This window comes from Streptomyces sp. NPDC051243 (assembly GCF_044455405.1).
Taxonomy (GTDB): Bacteria; Actinomycetota; Actinomycetes; order Streptomycetales; family Streptomycetaceae; genus Streptomyces.
Genome location: NZ_JBITES010000026.1, coordinates 74,128 through 98,678, shown reverse-complemented (window position 1 = coordinate 98,678; position 24,551 = coordinate 74,128). Strand labels below are relative to the sequence as shown.

At 71.1% G+C, this 24,551-nt stretch carries 14 protein-coding genes and 2 pseudogenes; 6 read left to right on the top strand and 10 right to left on the bottom strand.

Annotation, left to right across the window (positions count from 1 at the left end; translation table 11 throughout):
* Nucleotides 1–834: 834 nt before the first annotated feature.
* Nucleotides 835–5,766 carry an NAD-glutamate dehydrogenase gene (locus ACIBAG_RS43515; RefSeq protein ID WP_399113404.1) on the top strand — a complete coding sequence of 1,644 codons (4,932 nt, stop codon included), beginning with the start codon at nucleotides 835–837 and terminating at the stop codon, nucleotides 5,764–5,766.
* A gap of 103 nt (nucleotides 5,767–5,869) precedes the next feature.
* Nucleotides 5,870–7,384, top strand: coding sequence for a hypothetical protein (locus ACIBAG_RS43510; RefSeq protein ID WP_399113402.1), 1,515 nt, complete (start codon nucleotides 5,870–5,872; stop codon nucleotides 7,382–7,384).
* Nucleotides 7,385–7,463: 79 nt separating this feature from the next.
* Here ACIBAG_RS43510 and ACIBAG_RS43505 read toward each other — a convergent pair.
* The 5 genes and pseudogenes from ACIBAG_RS43505 to ACIBAG_RS43485 form a co-directional block, all read right to left on the bottom strand.
* A pseudogene (locus tag ACIBAG_RS43505) lies at nucleotides 7,464–7,975 on the bottom strand (hypothetical protein).
* A gap of 108 nt (nucleotides 7,976–8,083) precedes the next feature.
* Nucleotides 8,084–9,745, bottom strand: coding sequence for a glycosyltransferase family 2 protein (locus ACIBAG_RS43500; RefSeq protein WP_399113401.1), 1,662 nt, complete (start codon nucleotides 9,743–9,745; stop codon nucleotides 8,084–8,086).
* Complete coding sequence (locus tag ACIBAG_RS43495) at nucleotides 9,742–11,961, bottom strand: CDP-glycerol glycerophosphotransferase family protein (RefSeq protein ID WP_399113399.1); 2,220 nt, start codon at nucleotides 11,959–11,961, stop codon at nucleotides 9,742–9,744. The genes ACIBAG_RS43500 and ACIBAG_RS43495 overlap by 4 nt, the downstream gene beginning before the upstream one ends.
* Nucleotides 11,962–12,062: 101 nt before the next feature.
* Complete coding sequence (locus tag ACIBAG_RS43490; RefSeq protein WP_399113397.1) at nucleotides 12,063–12,911, bottom strand: ABC transporter ATP-binding protein; 849 nt, start codon at nucleotides 12,909–12,911, stop codon at nucleotides 12,063–12,065.
* On the bottom strand, nucleotides 12,904–13,821 hold the full coding sequence (locus ACIBAG_RS43485; RefSeq protein ID WP_399113395.1) for an ABC transporter permease: 918 nt from the start codon (nucleotides 13,819–13,821) through the stop codon (nucleotides 12,904–12,906). Before ACIBAG_RS43485 ends, ACIBAG_RS43490 begins: the two co-directional genes overlap by 8 nt.
* A gap of 292 nt (nucleotides 13,822–14,113) precedes the next feature.
* Here ACIBAG_RS43485 and ACIBAG_RS43480 point away from each other — a divergent pair, with 292 nt between their 5' ends.
* Together ACIBAG_RS43480 and ACIBAG_RS43475 are read left to right on the top strand one after the other, a co-directional pair.
* Nucleotides 14,114–14,752 (top strand): TetR/AcrR family transcriptional regulator, encoded by a 639-nt coding sequence (locus tag ACIBAG_RS43480; RefSeq protein ID WP_399113393.1) that lies wholly within the window; start codon nucleotides 14,114–14,116, stop codon nucleotides 14,750–14,752.
* Nucleotides 14,753–14,846: 94 nt separating this feature from the next.
* A pseudogene (locus ACIBAG_RS43475) lies at nucleotides 14,847–15,095 on the top strand (response regulator); the annotation flags it as partial.
* Nucleotides 15,096–15,142: 47 nt separating this feature from the next.
* On the opposite strand, the gene ACIBAG_RS43470 reads toward ACIBAG_RS43475, so the two are convergent.
* Both ACIBAG_RS43470 and galE read right to left on the bottom strand, forming a co-directional pair.
* The gene (locus ACIBAG_RS43470) at nucleotides 15,143–16,168 is read right to left on the bottom strand and encodes a hypothetical protein (RefSeq protein WP_399113391.1); all 1,026 of its coding nucleotides are present in this window, start codon (nucleotides 16,166–16,168) and stop codon (nucleotides 15,143–15,145) included.
* A gap of 395 nt (nucleotides 16,169–16,563) precedes the next feature.
* The gene (gene galE / locus ACIBAG_RS43465) at nucleotides 16,564–17,544 is read right to left on the bottom strand and encodes a UDP-glucose 4-epimerase GalE (RefSeq protein ID WP_399113390.1); all 981 of its coding nucleotides are present in this window, start codon (nucleotides 17,542–17,544) and stop codon (nucleotides 16,564–16,566) included.
* A gap of 275 nt (nucleotides 17,545–17,819) precedes the next feature.
* Here galE and ACIBAG_RS43460 point away from each other — a divergent pair, with 275 nt between their 5' ends.
* A complete protein-coding gene (locus tag ACIBAG_RS43460) occupies nucleotides 17,820–19,616 on the top strand; it encodes a hypothetical protein (RefSeq protein WP_399113388.1) in 1,797 nt (598 codons plus the stop codon).
* Here ACIBAG_RS43460 and ACIBAG_RS43455 read toward each other — a convergent pair.
* On the bottom strand, nucleotides 19,561–20,037 hold the full coding sequence (locus ACIBAG_RS43455) for a MarR family winged helix-turn-helix transcriptional regulator (RefSeq protein WP_399113386.1): 477 nt from the start codon (nucleotides 20,035–20,037) through the stop codon (nucleotides 19,561–19,563). The genes ACIBAG_RS43460 and ACIBAG_RS43455 overlap by 56 nt on opposite strands.
* Before the next feature lie 122 nt (nucleotides 20,038–20,159).
* Between ACIBAG_RS43455 and ACIBAG_RS43450 the strand changes: the two genes are divergently transcribed.
* Entirely contained in the window at nucleotides 20,160–20,573 is a 414-nt protein-coding gene (locus ACIBAG_RS43450) for an organic hydroperoxide resistance protein (protein ID WP_399113384.1), read from the top strand.
* Between the two features lie 24 nt (nucleotides 20,574–20,597).
* Here the strand turns inward: ACIBAG_RS43450 and ACIBAG_RS43445 are convergent, their stop codons facing one another.
* Nucleotides 20,598–22,217 (bottom strand): hypothetical protein, encoded by a 1,620-nt coding sequence (locus ACIBAG_RS43445; protein ID WP_399113382.1) that lies wholly within the window; start codon nucleotides 22,215–22,217, stop codon nucleotides 20,598–20,600.
* A 96-nt stretch (nucleotides 22,218–22,313) separates the two neighbouring features.
* Entirely contained in the window at nucleotides 22,314–24,551 is a 2,238-nt protein-coding gene (locus ACIBAG_RS43440) for a CDP-glycerol glycerophosphotransferase family protein (RefSeq protein WP_399113381.1), read from the bottom strand.

Here is a 24,551-nt window from a genome sequence, read left to right as displayed (position 1 = left end):
CGTCGGGGCCGGCCTACCGGGGAATCTGCCCGGGGGTGGGGGGATTGCCAAGGGGGCGTGCGGTTGTGGGATGCCGGGAGGGCGGGTTCCGGTTGCCGGAGTTTGCCGGGTGCCCGGCGTTGCGGCTGGGGCGGGGCGTTTGCGCAGTCCGGCACGACGGGATGCCTCCCCGGAGTGGCCGCGCGTGCGACGGGGCCACGCCTGCCGCAGAGTCGTCCGTTGTCCCCGCCGCCCTCCCCGTACGCATCGGCCGAGGCCCCGGTTCACCGCTGTTTTCGGACACGGGGTGCCTCCGGATGGCCTGCTTCCGCCTCGTCCCTTGCCCTGATTGTCCGCTCGGTACTTTCTCCCAGCCTCTCCCTCGCCACCCCACCCCGCCAGTTACGCCCTGCCCGCCCCCTTTGCCCCTGTGCAGAACGTCAAAGTTCCACCCCCGGTTTTGTACACATACGGCTCATGACGACCCCCCTGTAAGGAGCGATAGCCTTGGTGGCGTGATCAGCGCGATAGCTCGCGGGGGCACTGGAGCCCCTGCCCTGCGCCCGGAGAGCACGGACCACATCCGTGACCGGGCGGCGGTCGCTGGTCTTCGCGGGCGGGAGGGGGGCGTAAGGGCTCCCGGGACGCCAAGTGCACCCTGGGCCCGGGCGTCGCAGAGAGCAGCGTCACACCCCGTGGGCAGCTCAAAATTGGCTCATATATCCCCGCTCATCTCACCTCGCGGCATAGCGTCGAAGCAGACCGGACACCCCGCGTCGCGGCGTTACGCCCGAGGGGAAGAGACCGTACTTCCTTCTACGTCACGCAACGGCGCGCGACAGGAGCCAGAGGACAATGCAGACCAAGCTGGACGAAGCCAAGGCCGAGCTGCTCGAGAGGGCCGCCCGGGTAGCTGAGAACAGCCCGGTCGGGGGGTATCTACCGACCGGGACGACGGACGAGAGCACCGCCGGCACCCCGGACCACGACATCGTGCTCGCGTTCCTCCAGCGCTACTACCTGCACACCGCACCGGAGGACCTCACCGACCGCGACCCGGTCGACATCTTCGGGGCCGCCTTCTCGCACTACCGTCTGGCCGAGAACCGCCCCCAGGGCACGGCCAACGTGCGGGTGCACACGCCCACCGTGGAAGAGAACGGGTGGACCTGCAGCCACTCCGTCGTCGAGGTCGTGACCGACGACATGCCGTTCCTGGTCGACTCCGTCACCAACGAGCTGACCCGGCAGGGGCGGGGCATCCACGTCGTCATCCACCCGCAGGTCTTCGTCCGCCGTGACCTCACCGGCAAGCTCATCGAGGTGCTCACCGCGCCGCCCGCCGGCGAGCTGCCGCACGACACGCACACCGAGTCCTGGATCCACGTCGAGATCGACCGCGAGACCGACCGCGCCGACCTGAAGCAGATCACCGCCGACCTGCTGCGCGTCCTGTCCGATGTCCGCGAGGCCGTCGAGGACTGGGGCAAGATGCGGGACCTGGCCGTCCGCATGGCCGACGAGCTGTCCCAGGAGCCCCACTCCGACCTGCGCGAGCAGGAGTTCGAGGAGGCCCGCGAGCTGCTGCGCTGGCTGGCCGACGACCACTTCACCTTCCTCGGCTACCGCGAGTACGAGCTGCGCGACGACGACTCGCTGGCCGCCGTGCCGGGGACCGGGCTCGGCATCCTGCGCTCCGACCCGCACCACTCCGAGACCGACAGCCACCCGGTCAGCCCGTCCTTCGAGCGGCTTCCCGCCGACGCGCGCGCCAAGGCCCGCGAGCACAAGCTGCTCATCCTCACCAAGGCGAACAGCCGGGCGACCGTGCACCGGCCGTCGTACCTCGACTACGTCGGCGTGAAGAGGTTCAACGAGAACGGGGAAGTCGTCGGCGAGCGGCGCTTTCTGGGTCTGTTCTCCTCCGCCGCCTACACCGAGTCCGTCCGCCGCGTCCCCGTCATCCGGCGCAAGGTGGACGAGGTGCTCCAGGCCGCCGGGTTCTCGCCCAACAGCCACGACGGGCGCGACCTGCTGCAGATCCTGGAGACGTACCCGCGCGACGAGCTCTTCCAGACCCCGGTCCCCGAGCTCCAGCAGATCGCCACCTCGGTCCTCTACCTGCAGGAACGGCGCCGTCTGCGCCTCTACCTCCGCCAGGACGAGTACGGCCGCTACTACTCCGCGCTCGTCTATCTCCCGCGCGACCGCTACACCACCGGCGTGCGCCTGCGGATCATCGACATCCTGAAGGAGGAGCTCGGCGGCACCAGCGTCGACTTCACCGCCTGGAACACGGAGTCGATCCTCTCCCGGCTGCACTTCGTCGTCCGCGTCCCGCAGGGCACCGAGCTGCCGCAGCTCAGCGACAGCGACAAGGAGCGCATCGAGGCGCGTCTGGTCGAGGCCGCCCGCTCCTGGGCCGACGGCTTCGCCGACGCGCTGAACGCCGAACTCGGCGAGGAGCGCGCCGCCGAGCTGCTGCGCCGCTACTCGGGCGCCTTCCCCGAGGGCTACAAGGCCGACCACAAGCCGCGCTCCGCGGTCTCCGACCTCGTCCACCTCGAACAGCTCACGGAGGAGAACAACTTCTCGCTGAGCCTGTACGAGCCGGTCGGCGCCGCCCCGGAGGAGCGCCGCTTCAAGATCTACCGCAAGGGCGCGGCCATCTCCCTGTCCGCCGTCCTGCCGGTCCTCAACCGGCTCGGCGTGGAGGTCGTCGACGAGCGGCCCTACGAGCTGCGCTGCTCCGACCGCAGCGTCGCCTGGATCTACGACTTCGGTCTGCGCATGCCCCAGGCCGGCGCCGGCGACTACCTCGGTGACGACGCGCGCGAGCGCTTCTCGGAGGCGTTCGCCGCGACCTGGACCGGCAAGGCGGAGAACGACGGCTTCAACGCCCTCGTGCTGAGCGCCGGGCTGACCTGGCGGCAGGCGACGGTGCTGCGGGCGTACGCGAAGTACCTGCGGCAGGCGGGCTCCACCTTCTCGCAGGACTACATGGAGGACACCCTCCGCAACAACGTCCACACCACCCGCCTCCTCGTCTCCCTGTTCGAGGCGCGGATGTCGCCGGATCGGCAGCGGGCGGGCCGGGAAATCGTCGACGCCCTCCTCGAAGAGGTGGACGCCGCCCTCGACCAGGTCGCATCGCTCGACGAGGACCGGATCCTGCGGTCCTTCCTGACCGTGATCAAGGCGACCCTGCGGACGAACTTCTTCCAGGAGGCGGGAGGCGGCAAGCCGCACGACTACGTCTCCATGAAGTTCGACCCGCAGGCCATCCCCGACCTGCCGGCGCCGCGCCCGGCGTACGAGATCTGGGTCTACTCGCCGCGCGTCGAGGGCGTGCACCTGCGCTTCGGGAAGGTCGCGCGAGGCGGCCTGCGCTGGTCCGACCGGCGTGAGGACTTCCGGACCGAGATTCTCGGCCTGGTGAAGGCGCAGATGGTGAAGAACACCGTCATCGTGCCGGTCGGCGCCAAGGGCGGGTTCGTCGCCAAGCAGCTGCCGGACCCGAGTGTGGACCGGGACGCGTGGCTCGCGGAGGGCGTGGCGTCGTACAAGACCTTCATCTCGGCCCTGCTCGACATCACCGACAACATGGTCGCGGGCGAGGTCGTGCCGCCCGCCGACGTCGTCCGGCACGACGAGGACGACACCTACCTCGTCGTCGCCGCCGACAAGGGCACCGCGACCTTCTCCGACATCGCCAACGGGGTGGCCGAGCAGTACAACTTCTGGCTCGGCGACGCCTTCGCCTCCGGCGGCAGCGCGGGCTACGACCACAAGGGCATGGGCATCACCGCCCGCGGCGCCTGGGAGTCCGTCAAGCGGCACTTCCGTGAGCTGGGCGTGGACACGCAGACCGAGGACTTCACGGTCGTCGGCATCGGCGACATGTCCGGTGACGTGTTCGGCAACGGCATGCTGCTCAGCGAGCACATCCGTCTGGTCGCCGCTTTCGATCACCGGCACATCTTCATCGACCCGACCCCGGACGCGGCCACCTCGTACGCCGAGCGCCGTCGCCTGTTCGAGCTGCCCCGCTCCAGCTGGGAGGACTACAACACCGAACTGCTGTCGGCCGGCGGCGGGATCTTCCCGCGCAGCGCCAAGGCCATCACGGTCAACGCGCACATCCGCGAGGCCCTCGGCATCGAGGGCAAGGTCTCCAAGATGACCCCGGCCGAGCTGATGAAGGCCATCCTCCAGTCGCCGGTGGACCTGCTGTGGAACGGCGGCATCGGTACGTATGTGAAGGCCTCGACCGAGTCCAACGCGGACGTCGGCGACAAGGCCAACGACCCGATCCGCGTCGACGGCGCCGACCTGCGCGTCAAGGTCGTCGGCGAGGGCGGCAACCTGGGTCTGACCCAGCTCGGCCGGATCGAGTTCGCGCGGCACGGCGGCAAGATCAACACCGATGCCATCGACAACAGCGCGGGCGTCGACACCTCCGACCACGAGGTGAACATCAAGATCCTGCTCAACGGTCTGGTCTCCGAGGGCGACATGACCGTCAAGCAGCGCAACAAGCTGCTCGCCGAGATGACCGACGAGGTCGGCCGTCTGGTCCTGCGCAACAACTACGCGCAGAACACGGCGATCGCCAACGCCCTCGCGCAGTCCAAGGACATGCTCCACGCCCAGCAGCGCTTCATGAAGCACCTGGTCAGGGAGGGCCACCTGGACCGGGCGCTGGAGTTCCTGCCCACCGACCGCCAGATCCGCGAACGCCTCGGCACCGGCCACGGCCTGACCGGCCCGGAGACGGCCGTCCTGCTGGCGTACACGAAGATCACGGTCGCCGAGGAACTGCTGCACACCTCGCTGCCGGACGACCCCTACCTGAGCACCCTGCTGCACGCGTACTTCCCGACCGCGCTGCGCGAGCGGTTCCCGGAGCACCTCGTCAGCCACCCGCTGCGCCGTGAGATCACCACGACGGTGCTGGTCAACGACACGGTCAACACGGGCGGTACGACGTATCTGCACCGGCTGCGCGAGGAGACCGGTGCCTCGCTGGAGGAGATCGTCCGGGCGCAGACCGTGGCGCGCGCGATCTTCCGCTCGGCGGCGGTGTGGGACGCGGTCGAGGCGCTCGACAACAAGGTCGACGCCGACGTCCAGACCCGGATCCGGCTGCACTCGCGCCGCCTCGTCGAGCGCGGCACGCGCTGGCTGCTCAACAACCGGCCGCAGCCGCTGGAACTCGCCGACACCATCGACTTCTTCGCCGAGCGGGTCGAGCAGGTGTGGTCGCAGTTGCCGAAGCTGCTGCGCGGTGCGGATCTGGAGTGGTACCAGCAGATCTACGAGGAGCTGACCGGCGCGGGCGTCCCGGCCGAACTGGCCACCCGGGTGGCCGGCTTCTCCTCCGCCTTCCCGACGCTGGACATCGTGTCCGTGGCGGACCGTATGGGCAAGGACTCGATGGACGTCGCCGAGGTCTACTACGACCTGGCCGACCGCCTCAACATCACCCAGCTCATGGACCGCATCATCGAGCTGCCGCGTGCGGACCGCTGGCAGTCCATGGCCCGCGCCTCCATCCGCGAGGACCTCTACGCCGCCCACGCCGCCCTGACCTCCGACGTCCTGGCGGCCGGCAACGGCACCGCGACGCCCGAGCAGCGGTACAAGGCGTGGGAGCAGAAGAACGGGGCGATTCTGGGGCGGGCGCGTACGACGCTGGACGAGATCCGGGGATCGGACGCGTTCGACCTGGCCAACCTGTCGGTGGCGATGCGCACGATGCGGACGCTGCTGCGGACGCACACGTAGGCCGTCCGTGAGCACATAGGTCATATGTGAGTCAGGGCGCCCCGGGCTGTGAGAGCCCGGGGCGCTCGCGCATTTGAGGCAAAACGGGACTTACAGTGCTCGGGTGAGCATCCTGCGGGCCGCGCTGCGGAGAACGACGGTCATCCCGCAGGTCGTCGCCGCCCTGGTCGTCGTGCTGCTCCTCCTCGTGATCGCCCGGCTTCCGTGGGCCGGTGACCTCGGTGTGCACGCGGCGACCGTGCAACGCCTGCGGCACAGCCTGGTCGATCCCGGCAACCCACTGGTCGACGCGGACACGCCGAGTCCGTACTACTCGCCGTGGATGCTGGTGCTGGGGTGCCTCGCGCGGGTGACGGGGTTCTCGGTCTTCGTCGTGCTGCGGGTCGGCGCGCTGGTCGGGCTGGGGCTGCTGGTCACGGGCGTATGGCGCTACGTGCGGACGCTCAGCGCGCATCGGGCGGCCCCCGCGCTCGCCGTGCTGTGTCTGGTGTTCCTGTGGGGGACGTCGCTGTTCACCTGGAGCGGGTTCCTGGGGCTCAACTCGCTGGCGCTGACGGTGTCGTATCCGAGTGTGTTCGCGTTGGGGCTGGCCTTTCACCTCTGGGCCTGGCTGGCGGGGGCGGTGCATGCGCGGCCGCTGGGCGGGTGGGGGGCGTGGCTCGGGCTCGGGGCGCTGTGGGCGGTGATTCTGCTGTGCCATCAGTTCTCGGGGGTGGTGGCCTCCCTGGGGGCGCTGGCTGTCGTGGTCGCCGCGCGGCCGGGGCGGCAGGTGTGGCTGCGCGTGGGGGGTGGGCTGGCCGTGGCGGTGGGGGTGCTGTGGGTGTGGCCGTACTACGACTTCTTCGCGTTGTTCGGGGCGGGGGATGAGCTGGAGGCAGTGCATCGGGGGCTGTACCGGGACCTTGTGGGGAGGTACTGGCTGGTGCTGCCGGGGGTGGCGGCGCTGGTGGTGCGGTGGCTGCAGGACCGGTGGGATCCGCTGGTGCTGTTCTTCGCGCTGGGGGTGGTGGTCGTGGGGGCGGGCGGGCTGAGCGGGCACTACTCGTGGGGGCGGGCGTTGCCCGCGGTGGTGATTCCGGCGCAGGTCGCCGCCGCGTTGGCGGCGGTCGGGACGGGGACCGGAGCGGGGGCGGCGGCCCGGTGGTGGCGTGGGGGCGGGGCGGCGGTGCTTGCCGGGGCGCTGGTCGTGGGGGCGTGGACGCAGGTCGGGACCGTGGGGTACGTCGTTCCGCGTGGTGTGCTGCCGGGGGTGGTCGCGGGGAAGTACCGGGCGCCTTGGGTGGGGTACCGGTGGGTCACGCCGTGGATGCGGTACGGGGACGTGGTCATGGCGCGGACGTTTCCGGCTCGGCAGCTTCCGGCGTACGGGGCCTACACCGTGGCCCCCGGCTACCCCGACTTCTTTCTGCCGGACGAGGGGCGGCGGGCGGCGGATGTGCGGCGGTACTTCGCGGCGGGGACGTCCGGGAGTGCGCGGCGGGGGATCGTGGCGGCGTACCGGGTGCGGTGGGTGGTGGACCGGGGGGCCGGGGTGGGGGTGGGTGGGGAGCGGCACTCGGGGTTGCGGGTGGTGACTTGGGGGCCGGGTGGGCAGGTGCTGTATGAGGTGGTGCGGTGAGGTTCGCGACGGCGTCGGTGAGGGGCCACAGCCTGGCCGGTGCCTCGCCCTCAAACGCCGGACCGGCTGAAAGAGCTGCTCACAGCTTGCCGAAGATCACTCCGCGCCACGTCCAGCCCGACTCCAGGACGGCGTTCCGCAGAGGGTCGCGCAGCTCCGAGCTGTCGAAGCGGAAAATCTCCTTCTTCGAGACCGCCACTCTCTCCACGCTCAACCGTGTGGTGACGGGAGACGGTCCTGTCCGGCCCGCGCGAGTACGACCCCCCCGATCTTGAGCTGCGGCGGGCTGCCGACCCGCGTGACCTCCCACGATTCCTCGAGGACCCGTACCTCATGGTCGTCCGGAACCAGGCGCAGCCGGATCCGGACGGCGCGGGTCAGCTGGGACTCGACGAAGACCGTCTGCCACGCGGGCTCCGCCATTCGCCACTCCGCCACCAGGTCGGCGTCTTCCGCGGAGCCGTCGCGGATGACGTACGGGGCATCGGGCCGGTTGACGCCGAGCAGGGCCGCGCGGACTTCGGTGGCGGATCGAGGGGCGACACCGTCGTCGGGGCGGTGTGTGCCGGTCAGCTTGTCGAGGAGTCCCATGAAGTGAGGCTGTGCAGCGCGGGGTTGGGGTTCGAGATCTGCAAGCGGACCGCTCATGGGCTCGGATCACCGGCCCCGGCGCAGCGCGCTCGGCGCCGATCACTGGCCTCAGCGCAGCGCGCTCCGCACCAACCGCGCCGCCCTTCGCACCCTCGGCCGCGCCACTCGCCGTACCACCGGTCGCACCAGCCTCGCCGTCACACCCACCGGCTCCCACCGCAGCTGGAGGCGACCGGGGCCCCGGCCCTCGGGTTCGACGGTCACTCGGTGGGGGGCCGTGGCGGAGTGGTAGTTGATGCGGGTCGTCAGGGTGGGGAAGGTCAGGGGGGCCAGGAGTACGGCCGTGTTGCGCAGGCCCTGGTGTTCGAGGCGGAGGAGGGGGTGGCGGGTGCCGGCGAAGCCGTGGTGGGGGACGGGGGCCGTGGTCAGGTCCAGGTGGACGTGGCCCTCGAAGACGCCGGGGAGGACGGGCGTCAGACGGAACGGAATGGTGAGGCGGCGTCGGCCGGGCGTGAGGAGGAGGCTTGCCCGCTGCGGGCCCACCGGCAGGCGCAGGCCGGGGTCGTACGTCCGGATCGTCAGGTCGATCGAGGCGCCGGGACCTCGTGTGAGGTCCGTGATCTCGTGGCGGAACTGGGCGCTTCGGAACGGGCGGGTGTCCAACTCCAGGTCGGCGACGTCCAGTTCGCGGCGGGACCAGGCGGTCGCCGGGACGCGGTCGCCCCAGTACGTGTTGCCCTCCGCGTCCTGGCTCACCCGCCTCGGTGCCACGGCACGGCCCAAGCCCCGTGCCGCAAGTCGGGCCTCGGTGAAGCGGCGTTCGCGGACCAGTTGCAGGACCACCCGTTCCGTGCGCGGGAGGCGGGCGTAGGCGTGCGGGGACAGGGTCTCCAGGTAGGGGACCATGATGTCCGCGAAGGAGTCCAGCCACTGGTCGTCGCGGTACGGCAGGTCCCCGGCGTACATCCGGAAGTCGTGCTTGAGGAACTTGTAGTCCTTGTCCTCGCGCAGCGCCCCATGCCCGCTCTCGGCGAGGAAACCGTCGATCAGGTGCTGGACCCGGACGCGGTCCCGGACGTTGCCGAGTCTGTCGCGCTGGTTGGAGATCGATGCCGCGTCCCGGGTCGCGTACGGCGCGATGTGCCAGCGGTACACCGGCTCGGGGACGATCGTGAACTCCTTGGCCAGACAGTACGCCTGCGCTGTGAACAGCTGGTCCTCGTAGTGGACGCCCTCGGGGAAGCGGAGGTCGTGGCGGTCCAGGAAGGCACGGGCGTACATCTTGCTCGTCGACAGGTGCTCGAAGAGCAGCCGGGGCTCGGACTCGATGCCGACCACCGTGCGGCGCTCGGCGACCAGGTGCGGCATCCACTTCGTACGGCGTTCGCTGTCCTCCCGGACCCGCACCACCGCGCCCATCGCGAAGTCGATCTCCCGTTCGCGGTGGGCCGACAGGAGCAACTCCACCGCGTTGTCGGTGAGTTCGTCGTCGCTGTCCAGGAACATCACGTACGGGGCTCGGGCGATCTCCAGGGCGCGGTTGCGCGGGGCGCTGCAGCCGCCGCTGTTCTCCGGCAGGCGGAGGTTGAGGATGCGGGGGTCCTCGGACGCCAGTCTCCCCGCCACCTGGGGGGTCTCGTCCGTGGAGTGGTCGTCGCTGATGATGATCTCGATATTGCGGTGGGTCTGGCGGCGCACCGACTCCACGGCCCTGGGCAGCCGTGCGGCGTCGTTGTGGACGATGACCGTCACCGTCACGTCCGGCGTCATACCGCCTCCCGGGGGCTCGGCGCCGGCGTGCGTTCCTCCAGTGGGATCACCGGCGGCAGGGCGTCCTCGTCCTCGCCCAGGAACACGCGGCGTACGACCCGTTCGGCGGCGCGTCCGTCGTCGTACTCGCAGAAGCGGCGGCGGAAGGCGGCCCGCGCCTTCGTGGCGCCCTCGTCGTGCCAGGCATCGGTGGTGAGGATCTCGGTCAGTTCCCGCTGGGTGCGGGCCACCTGGCCCGGCGGCTCGGACATCAGGTCGAAGTAGACGCCGCGGGTGGTGCGGTACGTCTCCCAGTCGTCGGCGTGGATGACGATCGGGCGGTCGAGGTTGGCGTAGTCGAACATGATGGACGAGTAGTCCGTGACCAGCGCGTCCGCGGCCAGGCAGAGGTCCTCGACGGGCTCGTACGACGAGACGTCGATGATCCTGCCGGTGCGGCGCAGGGCCGTCAGGGGGGACGGCGTCCCGTCGTAGAAGTAGTGGCCGCGGACGAGGAGGACCGTGTCCTCGCCCAGGTGGTCGGCGAGCGTGGCGAGGTCCAGGCGCGGGGTCCAGCCGGCCTCGTAGTCGCGGTGGGTGGGGGCGTAGAGGATCGCTCGGTGGGTCGGGGGGATGCCCAGGCGGTCGCGGATCGCCCGGATGTCCGCTGCCGTCGCCGAGTAGTAGACGTCGTTGCGCGGATAGCCGTGGTCGAGGGAGACGAAGCGGGACGGGTACGCGCGCTCCCACATACGGGTGGAGTGGCTGTTCGCCGAGATGCTGTAGTCCCACTTGTCGATACGGGACATCAGGGCCTGGAAGTCGAGGCCCTTGGCCGCCGCCGGGAACTCCAGCTGGTCCAGGCCCATGCGCTTGAGTGGGGTGCCGTGGTGGGTCTGGAGGTGGATCGCCTCCGGGCGCTTCACGACGGCGTTGGCGAAGTTGACGTTGTTGACCAGGTACTTCGCCGTGGCCAGCACCTCGCGGTAGCGGCGGGTGCCGGGGAGGACGTGGTCGGTGTGGGGCGGGAGGAGGGGGGCGTTCTCCGGCGTCACCACCCACACCGGGTGGATCTGCGGGGCGAGTTCGGTGAGCTTGGCCGCGATCGCCGCCGGGTTGCAGGCGACCCCGCGGTTCCAGTACGCCGCGAAGACCGCCAGGCCGGTGTCGACCGGGCGGGACAGGGCCTTGCGGTAGTGGTGGTCGCCGAGGGCGGTGGCGATGCGGCGCCCGTGCGTTCGTACGGCCGACTTGGTCGCGCGGCGGGCACGGTTGACCGCCTGGAACGCGCGATACCTGGTGTAGGCATTCTCTTCGAGGAGGGCCCGGCGGATGGCCTCGGGGCCGGTGGGCGGACGGTGCCCGGGCGGGTGGTGACGGACGGCCGCTGCGCCGGCTCGGCGGAAGAACTCCCTGGCGACCGGGTCCGGCATGGCCGTGCGGGCGAAGGTGCGCAGGCAGTCCTGGACCATGACGTCGTACAGGACGGCGTCCGGCGGGGGACCGGCGGTGGGGTGGGACGCGGGGCGGTTCCGGGCGAGGTCGAGGAGCGTCTCGTAGCGGTCTATCAGGGAGTAGCACTCCTCTGGAGTGACCGGCGGGAGGCTCTCGGGGCGCAGCTCGTAGTGCTCGTACGCCACTTGGTTCAGGGCGGCGATCTCGTCGGCGAGGAGGAGGGCGGCGTAGGCCGCGAACGGCTCGTCGGGGGTGGTGAGCCGGTGTATGTGCGCCTGCCAGAAGGGGGTGCGCAGCGCGCGGTTGCCCAGGAGCGGGGTGACGCGGAGCGCGCTGCGGGCGATGTCGTCCAGGCGGTGGGCGGCGCGGCCCGCGCGGGCCAGGAGGGGGCCGTCCTCGGCGGGGAGGCCGGAGATGTCCCAGGTGGCGCGGACGTGGTCGAACAGGAGGACGTCCACCTCGTCCGGCAGCTCCGCGGCACGCTCGGCCACCATGCGCGGGGCACCGGCGGGCAGACCGTCCTTGGCGTGCACGAAGTGCAGCCAGCGGCCGGAGGCCCGGGCCGCCCCCGCCGACCGGGCGGCCGCGTCGTCCGTGCCGTCCGGCAGGGGCAGCACCAGCATCTCGGGGGCGTACACCCGGGCCGTCTCCTGCGCCCATGCGCCGACCGCGGCCACGATCACCTCGACGTCGGGGTGGGGGTGCGCGGCCAGGGAGGCGAGCAATCCGGTCAGGCGGTCCTGAGTGTTCGGCCCGTGGACGATGACGCTGAGTTCGGGCATCGCGGGGACACTCCTTCACCTTCGCCATCGCTGTCACTACGGTGCACTCTGCTCCGTCATAGTGGCATTAATGGGGCGAAAGGGTGACGCCGGAATGCGCCTCACGAGGGAACCGGGGCAGCGGGCGCGGGCTTCGGCTGGGGCTTAGGGGCCGGCTTGGCCGCCTTGTCACCCGTGAACGCCTCGTACTCCTTCAGCACCTCGTCCGTCGGCCCGTCCATGCGCAGCTCGCCGCGCTCCAGCCACAGCACGCGGTCGCAGGTGTCGCGGATCGACTTGTTGTTGTGGCTGACCAGGAACACCGTGCCCGCGTGCTTGCGCAGCTCGCGGATCCGGGCCTCGGAACGCTTCTGGAAGGAACGGTCACCTGTCGCCAGCGCCTCGTCGATCAGCAGCACGTCGTGGTCCTTCGCGGCGGCGATGGAGAACCGCAGGCGGGCCGCCATGCCGGAGGAGTACGTGCGCATGGGGAGGGTGATGAAGTCGCCCTTCTCGTTGATGCCGGAGAAGTCGACGATCTCCTGGTAGCGCTGCTTGACCTGCTCGCGGGACATGCCCATGGCGAGGCCGCCGAGGTGGACGTTGCGCTCGCCGGTGAGGTCGTTCATGAGGGCCGCGTTGACGCCGAGCAGGGAGGGCTGGCCGTCGGTGTAGATGTGGCCGTTCTCCACCGGGAGCAGGCCCGCGACCGCCTTGAGCAGCGTCGACTTGCCGGAGCCGTTGGTGCCGATGAGGCCGATGGCCTCGCCCCGGTACGCCACGAAGGAGACGTTCTTGACGGCGTGCACCCTGCGCACGCCAGCCGCCTTCTCGGCCTGCTTGCGGCGCAGGATGCGGTTGAGAGCGGCGGTCGCGGAGCCGCGGCCGGCGCCCGTGCCGTTGACGCGGTAGACGATGTCGACGCCGTCGGCGATGACGGTGGGGATGCTCTTGTCGAGGTTCTCAGCCACGGCCGTACGTCTCCTCAGCCTTCCAGAAGTAGATGAAGCCGCCGACGCCGGCCAGCAGGGCCCATCCCGTCGCGATGGCCCACACGTGCGGCGGGAGCTGGCTCGCGTGGAAGCTGTCGATCAGCGCGAAGCGCATCAGGTCGATGTAGAGGGCGGCCGGGTTGGCCTGCAGGGCCGCGGTCACCCAGGACGGCAGGTCCTTGCCGCTCGTGATGTGGCTGATGCTGAACATCACGCCCGACGCGTACATCCAGGTGCGCAGCACGAACGGCATCAGCTGGGCGATGTCCGGCGTCTTCGCGCCCATGCGTGCCATGACCATCGCCACGCCCGCGTTGAACGTGAACTGCAGCACCAGCGCCGGGATCGCCAGCACCCAGGACGCGGCCACCGGAATGCCGAAGCAGAGCAGGATGACGACCAGCGCGGCCATCGAGAACAGCAGCTGCTGGAGCTGCTGCAGCGCGAAGGAGATCGGCAGCGCGGCCCTCGGGAAGTGAAGGGCGCGGACCAGGCCGAGGTTCCCGGAGATCGCGCGGGTGCCCGCCATGATCGAGCTCTGTGTGAACGTCCACACGAACACGCCCGTCACCAGGAACGGGATGTAGTCGGGCACGCCGTGGCTGGTGCCCAGCAGCTCGCCGAAGATCAAGTAGTACACCGCCGCGTTCAGCAACGGCGTCAGCACCTGCCACACCTGGCCGAGCTTCGCCTGGCTGTACTGCGCCGTGAGCTTGGCGGTGGCGAACGCGGTGATGAAGTGACGGCGCGCCCACAGCTGGCGGATGTACTGGGGCAGCGAGGGGCGGGCGCCGCTGACCGCGAGCCCGTGACGGGCGGCGAGGGCCGCGAGGTCGGCTTCGGGCGGGGCCTGGGTGCTGGAGGGCGGTGCGTCGAGGGCCTGGCTCACATCCGCTGCTTTCGTTCGGGGGAGGGCGGGGGGTGGGCGTGAGGGACGCCGAGGTGCCGGTGTGGTTCGGCGGTTCCTTACGCTCCTCTTCACGTTTTCTTACGTCGGGACGGGACCGTATCGTCGCAACGTGAGCGTAGGTGCAGGGGGCGTCGGAACGCAACCGTTTCGTCGTGACGTGAGGGACGTAACGCCGGGCGGGGGGACGCGGCGTCGCGACGCCCGCGTGAGGACGGGACGGTCGCGCCCCGACGTCATGCGTGAGGACGGGACCGTATCGTCGCAACGCCCTATGCTGGTCCGTATGACGACCAACGCCGACCAGCCCCAGACGCGTCCGCGCCGCCGGACCCCGGCCGGGGCGGCCGTACTCCGGGAGGACGTGACGGAGGCCATCAGGGCGGCCGTCTTCGAGGAGCTGGCGGCCGTCGGCTACGCGCGGATGTCGATAGAGGGCATCGCGCGCCGCGCGGGCGTCGGCAAGACGGCGGTGTACCGGCGCTGGCGTTCCAAGCTGCACCTGGTGCTGGACGTGGTGTCGGCGGTCGCCGTCATGGGATTGCCCGTTCCCGACGCCGGTTCGCTGGAAGGGGATCTGCGTCAGCTGTACCAGGTGACCGCGCGCGCCCTGCGGCACCCCTTGGCCTCGCAGATCCTCCCCGACCTCCAGGCCGAGGCGGCTCGCAGCCCCGAGATCGCCGAGGCTGTGCAGAAGGCGCTGCGGGACGGGCAGGCGAGCGTTGCCAGTGGGATCGTGATGGCCGCGGAGAAGCGTGGCGAGGTGCGTCCGGGCATCGACGAGGAGTTGGCCCTGGATCTGATCTCGGGCCCCCTGTACTGGCGTTCCGTCGTGATCCGCAGCCCCAAGGTGCCCAAGGGTTATCTCGACGCCCTGGCCCGTGCCACCGCCCACGCCCTCAAGGCGTTGTGAGTGGCTCTGTGAGTAGGCTGCGCGCAGCGACCGCCGGTTGATCGGGGCGGCGACACCGCGCGCGTGCGGTGACCGGCGCAGCGGCGGAACTGCCGTGAGCGTCGTGATCGCCGAGGACAACGCGCTGCTGCGTGAGGGCCTCGTCCTCCTCCTGACCTCGGCCGGGCACGAGGTCGTGGCCGTCGCCGCCACCGGCCCCGAGTTCCTGCCCGCGCTGCTGGAGCACCGCACCGACGCTGCCGTGCTCGACGTGCGGATGCCGCCGGACTTCCGCGACGAGGGACTGCGCGCCGCCCTCGCCGCGCGCAGGGAGATGCCCGGGCTGCCGGTGCTGGTGCTCTCGATCGCGGCACTGGCCGGGTAGCGCGTCGTTCGTGTCCTCAGACCCTGCTACCAGCGAACGGGCACTTCGAACGGGCCGCCTTGGGGGCCCGGGTGCGCTGCCTCTCCGTGGTGCGTGAGCGCGGTGCCGGTCAGTGGCACGGAGGTGAACCCGTCGAAGTAGTGCAGTGGTACGTGTGTGATCAGCAGGAGTCCCAGCCCGAGCGTGACCGCCGTACGCTTCACGTTCTCGTGACCGTCGCACCACAGCCACACCACGACGGCGAGGTTCACACAGAGCAGGAACGCCCAGCGATGCTCGTCCCACCCGCCGAAGGCCAGCAGGAACGGCGCTCCGCTCGCGCCCACGGCCAGGGCGCGTGTCGCCCAGCCGCGTGTGTCGTGGCCGCGTCCCACGACGACCGCCGTCACTGTGATGGCGACCAGGGCGAGCGGGGCCAGGGAGAGAGCGATGTTCCACGGGTCGTAGGCGGTCCAGTTCTGGACCTGGGTGCGGAAGAACAGGGCGATCGCGTCCTCGCGCCAGTTCCAGCCGCCCTCCCTGATCCGTGCGATCAGATGTTCTCGCGCTCCCGGGGCCACGGATGGCACGGCGAACAACAGGGCGTTCACCGCCACCGGCAGGGTGCTCACCGCGAACGCGGTGCGCACCGACAGCGCCGAGCGCCACACGGCCAGCAACCACAACGGGATCACGGTCAGCGCACTGATCTCATGAGCCGTCGGCGCCAGGGTCATCACCAGAGCCGCCGCCCACCATCTGCCGCGACCTCCGAGCCACAGAGCGACGAACAGCAGCAGGAACAGGACCTGGTCGAGATAGCCGACCTCGTGGAAGAGGTAGCCACCCGCCGGGAGAACGAAGAACGCCACCGGGAGCCATCGCCGTACCGGTGTCGTGGCCCGCACCACCGCGGTGACGACGACGGCGAGCAGCAGTGCCAGGATCGCGAGCGAGAACGCCGCGTAGAACCAGTACGCATTCCCTGCCCACTCGGCGAGCGGGTAGAGGACGGTGGCGACGAGGAAACGGCGGCGGAACCCGTCGGTCAGTGACGTCGTCTGGAGCGTCACGGTCCAGAGCGACGGCAGCCGGGCCCCGGTGTACAGAGCGAGCGCGATGGCCGCCGCACACAGCCCACCGGCCCACCAGGAACGCGAATGTGACGCCCGAGGAATGCCGGATGCCGCAGTGCGGGGAGCGGTTTGCGGAGGAAGGGAGGCACTGACCACGCGGACAAGCTATGTACTCGTCCGGGTGCCTGCGTGGCGCCAGGCCGTACACCGGACTGATCCACGCCGAGCGGACGTCCGGAATCACCCGGCTGAGCGATCGGGCTGTGCCGAGCGGCGGCTGGTCGGCCGATTCGGAGGGCGTGCCGTGCGATCTGGACGGCAAGTGGCAACCCCTCGGGTCGGACGGAGTCGGCGGTGACCGGTGGTCCAGTGACCGCCCCGCGACAGGAACCTCAGTGCCGCGCCGCCTTCGGATGCGACCGCAGCCACCCCGCCCACGCCGACGTGATCATGTCCTGCACGTCGTGCCTGGCCTTCCAGCCCAGTTCGGCGGTGATGCGGTCGGCGGAGGCGACGACGCGGGCCGGGTCGCCGGGGCGGCGGGGTGTGACGGTCGGGGGGCGGTCGTAGCCGGTGACGGCGTTGATCATGTCGATCATCTCGCGTACCGAAACGCCTTCTCCGCGACCGATGTTGAACGTGAGGTCGCGGCCCGGCGAGGCCTGGAGCGCGCGGGCCGCGGCGACATGGGCCTCGGCCAGGTCGACGACGTGGATGTAGTCGCGGACGCAGGTGCCGTCGGGGGTCGGGTAGTCGTCGCCGAAGATGCGCGGGGGCGCGTCCTCCGTGAGCTTCTCGAAGACCATGGGGATGAGGTTGAAGATCCCGACGTCGGCGAGTTCGGGGGCGGCCGCGCCCGCCACGTTGAAGTAGCGCAGTGACGCCGTGGACAGGCCGGTCGCGCGGCCCGTCGCCCGGACCAGCCACTCGCCGGCCAGCTTCGTCTCGCCGTACGGCGACATCGGCACGCACGGCGTGTCCTCCATGACCAGATCCACGTCCGGCATGCCGTACACCGCCGCCGAGGAGGAGAAGACGAAGGACCGTACGCGTGCCGCGGTCACCGCTTCCAGGAGGACGCGCAGGCCCTCGACGTTCTCCCGGTAGTAGTGCAGGGGGAGATCGACCGACTCGCCGACCTGCTTCTTCGCCGCGAGGTGGATGACACCGGTGATGCGGTGGGCCAGCAGGGCGCGGGCGACGCGCTCGCCGTCCAGGGTCGAGCCGACCACCAGCGGCACGCCGTCGGGCACGCGCTCGATGATGCCGGTGGACAGGTCGTCGTACACCACGGAGTGCTCACCCGCCTCGGTCATCGCCCGTACGACGTGCGCTCCGATGTAACCGGCGCCGCCGGTGATCAGCCAGGTCATGTGCGGGCGTCCCCTCGTCAATGGGCCTGTGAGCCTGAGTGTCTGTGGTCTGGGTGTCTGTGGAGTCTGGGGGTCTGTGGAATCTGGGTGCCAGTGACAGTGAAGCAGGCGCTGGGGTCTGGCACGGACTCCTGATGTAACTGGGCGTAAACCACGGGCCACGCGTCGTGCCGGGTGGTTCATCACGACGGATCGTAAGCCGGATGAATGCCATATCGAAGGTGATACGCCGTCAATGAAAAGTAACAGTCTGCTAATAGCACAAAATCGGTCCCGTGACGTACGCCGAACAGGAACAGGAACAGAGACAGAGGAGGAGCAGCCGCGCGGCAGGCGCCGGCACCGCCCTCGCCGTCTGTGTCCCCATGGCCGTCATGCTCGGTATCGGGCTGTGGGGGCTCGACCGGGAGGGCATGTGGCGGGACGAGGGGGTGACGTTCCAGGTCGCGCGGCGGTCGGTGCCGGAGATCTGGCGGCTGCTGCGGGACGTGGACGCCGTGCACGGCCTGTACTACCTGCTCATGCACGTGGTCCTCGCCCACTACCCCGGCGAGCCCGGTGAGGTCGCGCTCCGGTTGCCGTCGGTGCTCGGCGCGACCGCGGCGGCGGGCCTGGTCGCGGCGCTCGGAGCGCGGCTGGTGCGGCCCAGGGTGGGGCTGTGGGCCGGATCGCTGTTCGCGGTGACGCCGATGACCGGGCACTACGCGCAGGAGGGGCGGTCGTACGCACTGGTGGCGGCCGGGGTGGCGGGGGCGACGCTGCTGCTGGTGCGGCGGGTGTGGTGGGCGTACGGCCTCGTCCTCGGGGCCGCCTGTCTGCTGCACGAGCTGGCCGTGCTGGTGGTGGGCGCGCACGCGGTGACCCTGGCGGCGGGCCGGGTGTCGCGGCGGGTGTGGTTCGGGTGGGGGCGCGCGGTGGCCGGTGCGGGGATGGTCCTGCTGCCGCTGGTGGCCCTGTCGTGGGTGCAGGCCGGTCAGGTGGAGTGGTTGCCGGTGCCGGAGTGGGGGACCGCGGAACGCCTGCTCCGGGGGTTCGTCGCCGGGCCCTCGGGGGTGGTGTTCGGGGCCTGCGTTCTGCTGATGGCGGTGGGGCTCGGGACGGGGCGGGTCACGGCGGTCGCGCTGCCGCTGCTGGTGGTGCCGCCGGGGCTGCTCATCGCCGTGTCCCAGGTGCGGCCCGTCTACGACGACCGGTATGTGCTGTACGCCCTCGCGGGGGCGCCGTTGCTCGTGGCGGCGGGGGCCGATCGGGTGGCCGCGCTCCTGGCGCGCGAGCACCTGGACGCCCGCCTTCGTGGCCGCAGCACCGGCCGCCCCTTGCGCCGCCCCCTGATCCCCCGGATCCCCCTGGCCGGCGCCCTCGCCATCACCCTCGCCTTCCTCCACCACCTCCCCCTCCACCGCCAGGACCGATCCCCGACGCACCGCCCCGACAACCTCGCCGCCACGTCCGCGTTCGCCGCCCGGCATCTGCGTCCCGGCGACCCGGTGCTGTACCTGCCGTCGATCGGACGGCGCTCGGCGCTCGCGTACCCGAAGGGGTTCCGGTGGGCCCGGGACATCGCGTTGCTGCACTCCGCGCCGAGGTCGGGGACGCTGTACGGCCGTGAGGTGGGGGCCGAGGAGCTGCGGCGCAGGCTCGACTCGGTCGACCGGGTCTGGGTCGTCGCCGAGCCGTACGCCCTGCGCTCCCACTGGTACCCGCGCAACCCCACCGAGCGCGCCAAACTCGACATCGTGGCCGAGGAGTTCCGCCCCCTCCCCGCCGGGCGCCACGACGACCCGCTACGGCTGTACGTCCGCAGACAGCCCACGCAGCACGCCGCGGGCCCGAACCGAGCCCGTCCCACCCGGCAGAACAGCGCCGAGCAGCACGCCGCGCCCCATCACGGCGCCCCGCACGAGGAGACCGCCCAGTCCGAGCGCGGATCCCCGCACGAACACGCCGCCGCACCCGAGCACACCACCCAGCCTGAGCACGGCGCCCCGCACGAGGCGCCCGAGCACCCCTCCCCGCCTACACCCCCCGCTCCGCCGACTCCTCCAGCGCAGCCGCGTCCAGAGCGGCCGTGAGCTGGTCCAGTCGTGCGCGCAGCTCGCGGATCTCCTCCACGTCGAAGCCCGTCGCACCGGCGATCCGGCGCGGCACCTGCAGGGCCCGCTCGCGCAGGGCGGTGCCCTCCTCGGTCAGCCGCACCTCCACCGAGCGCTCGTCGCGCGCGCTGCGCTCCCGGCGTACCAGGCCCGCCGCCTCCAGCCGCTTGAGCAGCGGGGACAGCGTGCCGGAGTCCAGGCGCAGGTGTTCGCCCAGCTTCTTCACGGGGAGGTCGCCGTGCTCCCACAGCACCAGCATCACCAGGTACTGCGGATAGGTGAGCCCCAGGTCCTTCAGGACCACGCGGTAGACGCCGCCGAAGGCGCGCGACGCGGCGTTCAGGGAGAAGCAGATCTGCTGGTCGAGGCGGAGCCAGTCGGCCGTGGGCGTGGTCGTCATGGCTCCAGGGTAACTCGCGTCCGCCATTCAGTTGCGCACAATTGAATTGCGTGCTCTACTTGTGGTCGTCCGGCGGCCGCAGACAGAGCCGCCGGAACGTGACTCGAGAGGGATGGTTTTTCATGGACGCGCTCTACACCGCAGTCGCCACCGCCACCCACGGCCGCGACGGTCGTGCCGTCTCCAACGACGGCAAGATCGACCTCAAGCTCGCCCCGCCGGTGGAACTGGGCGGCAACGGCGAGGGCACGAACCCGGAGCAGCTGTTCGCCGCCGGTTACGCCGCCTGCTTCGGCAGCGCCCTCGGCCTCGTCGGCCGCCAGGCCAAGGTCGACGTCTCCGACGCCGCCGTCACCGCCGAGGTCGGCATAGGCAAGCAGGGAGAGGGCTTCGGTCTGAAGGTGACGCTGCGCATCGAGCTGCCCGACAGCCTGGACGAGGCGACCGGCCGCAAGCTCGTCGAGACCGCCCACCAGGTCTGCCCCTACTCCAACGCCACCCGCGGCAACATCGACGTCGACCTCGTCATCGAGTAGGACCACGCCTTCAGCAGCCGCCGGTCACCCGATCCGCGCCAGCACCTCCCCCGTCGTCCGGCTCCAGGCCACCACCACCGCCTCCTCCGGCACCCGCTTCCAGCGCGTCAGCAGCAGCCAGCGCGCGTGGTAGCGCCGGGCGACGGCCGTGCGCTCGGCCCGGGTCGACGCGGGGGAGAGGTAGGCGCGGACATCGGCGAGCCGGCGTCCGCGTTCCCGCTCGTCCAGGGCGCGGTCGGGCCAGATCGGCGCGGCGAGGTTCGGCCCGTACCCGGGGATCGAGCGAGGGGCGAAGTGCCCGTCGGCGATGATCACTTCACTCTTCCCGACATGCCGCGCCACCCAGGCGTACGACGGCCACAGCGACGGCTGCTGAAGCCCGACCGGATCCAGCGCACGCGGCACCACCGCCCCGCCCTGCACGGTCAGGAACCCGACACAGGCCCCGGCGGCCGCGGCCCCGCCCAGCACCCGGCGCGCCCTGCCCCACGGCCGGGGCGTCGCCAGCTCCACCGCCAGCGCGAACTGGAGCGGCACCAGGGTGAGCCCGAGGATCCTGCCGTAGGTGTAGTGGCCGCTGACCCAGCCGTACGCCACGAGCAGGCAGTCGAGGGCGAACAGCAGCACCAGCGGATCCCGCCGGGAACCCCGCCGCCACCGCAGCCACAGCGCGGGCAGCCCGAGCAGTGCCAGCCAGAACTGCCCCAGGAGCTGCTCGTACAGCCGCCGGTGCATCCGGTCCACGCTGTCGTCCCCGGCCAGCGCGAACACATCGAAGTACGGCCAGCACCCGGCGACCAGCACCGCCGTCCCCGCCGTCACCCCCCACCGCACGGCCACGGCACCCGGCTGCCGACGCCACCCCCGCTGCCACCCGGCCACGAACGCCACCGCCCCCAGCAGCGCGGCCGCCGCCGTGATCGGATGGATCAGCAGGATCAGCCCGTACAGCATCCCGAGCCCCGCATGCCCGGCGACCCCCGGCAGCCCGCTCGGCCCGACGTACCGGACCTGTCCCCGCGCCCGCGCCGGTCCCTCCCCCCGCGCTCGCGCCCCGGTCAGCGCCCAGGCCCAGAACGTCAGCCCGATGGCGAACGCCGAGGGATAGCCGAGGTTGCCCGTCATCGACATCAGGCTCGGATACCCGCTCCACCAGGCCCGCTCCGTCCCCCACAGCAGCGTCATCGTCCCCAGTGCCAGCACCGGCGCCCACGGCCGGGGTGTGAGCACCCGCACGAGCCGGCCGATGCCGGTCAGCAGCACCAGCAGGTTCAGCGGCCCGGCCAGCCGTACCACCTCCCAGCCGCCCAGCCCGGTCAGCCGGGCGAACGCACCCTGCGCGACGGCGTACGGCGAGTAGTACGGGCTGCCCGCGCCCGGCAGGTCCGCCATCGGATGGCGTGGGTGGAGCAGGTTCGCCCGCAGACGTTCCACGACCGCCGCGTGCTGGCCCGCGTCGCAGCACAGCGGCACGGCCCAGTACGCCAGCGACATCACCAGGAAGAACAGAAAGCCGAAGACCTGGTACGGCGTGGGACGCCAGGGGCGGCCGCCGCGCAGCGCGGTGGAACCACGCACCGCCCTCCGGACGAGTGTGCTGACGGCCGCCTTTCCGACCTGGGAGGTTGAGTGGGTTCGGGGCATTTGCCGTATGTTCCCGATGTCGCCGACCGGGTCAACGGCGCTGCCTCACGTCACCACATCGAGTGAACCCGGGTGAGCCGCCACAGCGGACACGGCCTAGCGAGCGTCCGTCAGCGACCTCGCGCCCGCCGGAGCGGGCACCCTCCTCGCGCCGATCGGCCCCTCCGGCGTCCGCTCGCCCAGCATCACCGCGCGCACCACCCGCTCGGCGGCGTGTCCGTCGTCGAACTCGCAGAACCGCTCCCGGAATCCGGCCCGCGCCCGCGCCGACTCCCCGTCCCGCCACGTCCCGGACGCGAACAGCCACGCCAACTCCCGGTAGGAGCGCGACACATGGCCCGGCGCGTCGGCCGTGATGTCGAAGTAGGCGCCCCGGCTCGCCGCGTACGCCCCCCAGTCGTCGGCGTGGATCACGATCGGCCGGTCCAGGTTGGCGTAGTCGAACATCAGGGCCGAGTAGTCGGTGACCAGGACGTCGGCGGCGAGCATCACGTCCTCGACGTGCGGCTCGTCCGTCGCGTCGATCAGCACGCCCCGCCGATGCAGATCGGCCAGGCCCATCCCGCGTGCAATGCCCTTCGCCAGCGACGGGTGCAGCCGTACGACCAGCGTGTGGCCGGCGCCCAGATCCTCGGCGAACCGGGCGAGATCGATCCGGTCGACATGGCCGCCCCGGCGGTAGTCGCGACGGGTCGGCGCGTACAGCACGACCGTGTGCCCGGCGGGCACACCGAGCCGCGCACGGACCGCCTCACCGGCTCCGGGACCGGCGTTGACCAGCACGTCGTTGCGCGGACTCCCGGTCCTGAGCGAGGTGAAGCGACACGGATAGGCCCGCTCCCACACCAGCTCCGAGTGCCGGTTGGCCACCAGGCTGTAGTCCCAGCGGTCGGCCCGCCACAGCATCTTCGGCACGTCGAAACCGTGCCGCGCGCCGGGCTTGGTCAGCAGATCGGCCGCCATGTACTTGAGCGGGGTGCCCAGGTGGGTCTGGACGTGGACGCTGCCGGGGCGTTTGGCGAGGGTGCCCGGCCAGTTGACGTTGTTCACCCAGTACGTGGCCCGCGCCATGACCTCGTGATAGCGCCGCGAGCCCGGCGTCACGAAGTCGATGCCCGGCGGCAGCGCCTCCACGGCGTCCTCCTGGACGACCCACACACCCCTGATGTGCGGGGCGATCTCGCGGGCCTTGGCGTGGATCGCCGCCGGATCGCCGAGCACTCCCCGGTGCGAGAACGCCGAGTAGACCGCCAGGTGCGGATCGAGCGGAAGCCTCGACCGGGCGCCGTACCAGACCCGTTGGGCCCGCTGCGCGACAGCCCGCGTCACCCGCCGCCTGCCGCTCCCCGCCGCCGAGCGCACGTCACGCAGTCCGCGCAGCACGGCGTACGACGCGTACGACGCCGTCGCCGGCAGCCGCATCTCCTTGCCGCGCGGGCCGTCCGGGAGGGTGAAGCCCTCCGGGACGTGACGGGAATGGAAGGAGCGGATCTCCCGGTAGAAGTCCCCGCGATCCCTCGGCGTCACCCGGTCCTCGCGCGCGAGCACGAACAGCATGTGGTCCAGGGCCCGTTCGAACAGCGGCGGGCGCGCCCACGCCAGGTCCGGGCGCCCTTCGAGGAACGCGAACAGCCCCTCGTACTGCGCGAAGATGTCGAAGTGCCGCCGCCCCGGCGTCTTGGTGATCGCGCCCTGCCGCCGCTGCCGGTACTCGACCCCGATCCGCTCCAGACAGGCGATCCGGTCGGCCAGCACCATCGAGCGGTAGGTGACGGGCGCGTCCTCGTACAGGCCCGGGGCGTAGCTCAGCTCGTGCTTCAGGAAGAAGTCGCGGCGGTACGCCTTGTTCCAGGCGACCAGGAACAGGTGGAGGTACTCGGGGCGCTCGCGGATGCTGAAGGTGCCGGTACCGGCCGCGGCCAGCAGGTCCGCCGACGTGCTGCGGCCGCCGCGCCCCCACCAGTGGGTGCGCACGTGGTCGAAGACCAGCAGGTCCGGGTCCCGGTTCGCCTCCAGGCGGGCCGCGACGGCCGCCAGCAGGCCCGGCGTGTAGGAGTCGTCGCTGTCGAGGAAGAGGACGTAGTCGCCGCTCGCCTCCTCCAGACCGGCGTTGCGGGCCCGGCCGAGGCCGACGTTCTCCGGCAGGTGCAGCACGCGCACACGGGCGTCGCGGTCGGCGTAGGCGTCCAGGATCGCGGGGCAGCCGTCGGGGGAGCGGTCGTCGACGGCGATCACCTCGAAGTCGGTGAACGACTGCCCGAGCACCGAGTCCAGGCACTCCCGCAGGAACCCCTGCACCTTGAAGACGGGAACGATGATGCTGAAGCGGGGCAC

Excerpts from the sequence above, each read along its gene's own strand:
- ACIBAG_RS43515 (WP_399113404.1), top strand. The coding sequence starts at position 835 with ATGCAGACCAAGCTGGACGAAGCCAAGGCCGAGCTGCTCGAGAGGGCC.
- ACIBAG_RS43500 (WP_399113401.1), bottom strand. The coding sequence starts at position 9,745 with ATGACGCCGGACGTGACGGTGACGGTCATCGTCCACAACGACGCCGCA.
- ACIBAG_RS43495 (WP_399113399.1), bottom strand. The coding sequence starts at position 11,961 with ATGCCCGAACTCAGCGTCATCGTCCACGGGCCGAACACTCAGGACCGC.
- ACIBAG_RS43480 (WP_399113393.1), top strand. The coding sequence starts at position 14,114 with ATGCTGGTCCGTATGACGACCAACGCCGACCAGCCCCAGACGCGTCCG.
- galE (WP_399113390.1), bottom strand. The coding sequence starts at position 17,544 with ATGACCTGGCTGATCACCGGCGGCGCCGGTTACATCGGAGCGCACGTC.
- ACIBAG_RS43455 (WP_399113386.1), bottom strand. The coding sequence starts at position 20,037 with ATGACGACCACGCCCACGGCCGACTGGCTCCGCCTCGACCAGCAGATC.
- ACIBAG_RS43450 (WP_399113384.1), top strand. The coding sequence starts at position 20,160 with ATGGACGCGCTCTACACCGCAGTCGCCACCGCCACCCACGGCCGCGAC.
- ACIBAG_RS43445 (WP_399113382.1), bottom strand. The coding sequence starts at position 22,217 with ATGCCCCGAACCCACTCAACCTCCCAGGTCGGAAAGGCGGCCGTCAGC.